1 protein-coding gene is annotated in these 397 nt (G+C 69.5%); it reads left to right on the top strand.

The features are described 5' to 3' along the window. On the top strand, positions 1–397 hold a 397-nt coding region (locus K6M89_RS30685; RefSeq protein WP_246642735.1), incomplete at both ends, for a thiamine pyrophosphate-dependent enzyme.

The raw sequence follows: 397 nt of genomic DNA, 5'->3' as shown, positions 1-397 counted from the left end.
GTTCCGCTCGTTCGCGAGCCAGCTGGCGCCCACCAGCGGATCGATGGGCTATGGCTTGCCGGCGGGCGTAGGCGCCAAGCGCCTGTGGCCGCAGCGCGAGGTGGTGGTGTTTGCGGGCGACGGCGACTTCATGATGCACGGCCAGGAGTTCGCAACCGCCGTGCAGTACGGCCTGCCGATCATCGTGGTGCTGCTGGACAACGCCATGTACGGCACCATCCGCATGCACCAGGAAAAGCACTACCCGGGCCGCGTGAGCGCCACGCAGCTGAAGAACCCCGACTTCCGCGGCTATGCCGAAGTGTTCGGCGGGCATGGCGAGCGCGTGACCCGCACGGAGGAGTTCGGCCCCGCGCTGGCGCGCGCCCGTGCGAGCGGCAAGCCCGCGGTGCTGCAT

Origin of the sequence: Rhizobium croatiense, assembly GCF_019793465.1 — a bacterium.
Lineage (GTDB): Bacteria > Pseudomonadota > Alphaproteobacteria > Rhizobiales > Rhizobiaceae > Rhizobium > Rhizobium croatiense.
This window is presented reverse-complemented; position numbering and strand designations above follow the sequence as displayed.